General features: G+C 41.0%; 1 rRNA gene. It reads left to right on the top strand.

Annotated elements, in window-relative coordinates:
* Positions 1-100 precede the first annotated feature (100 nt).
* Positions 101-244, top strand: a 16S ribosomal RNA gene (locus WEIDD23_RS12600); the annotation flags it as partial.

Genomic DNA, 244 nt, shown 5'->3' with positions numbered 1-244 from the left:
ATCAAGCTAGTTCTTGATGCAAAAACATTTGCGAAGTCAATTCGCTAGTAAATTCGTTTAACTTCTGTTAAACAACAAAAATTGAGTTATACTCAAACTTCAAATTGAGAGTTTGATCCTGGCTCAGGATGAACGCTGGCGGCGTGCCTAATACATGCAAGTCGAACGCTTTGTGGTTCAACTGATTTGAAGAGCTTGCTCAGATATGACGATGGACATTGCAAAGAGTGGCGAACGGGTGAGT

Source organism: Weissella sp. DD23 (assembly GCF_001579105.1).
Classification (GTDB): domain Bacteria; phylum Bacillota; class Bacilli; order Lactobacillales; family Lactobacillaceae; genus Weissella; species Weissella cibaria.
The sequence above is the reverse complement of the archived record's forward strand: the minus strand, read 5'-3'. Positions and strand labels throughout refer to the sequence as shown.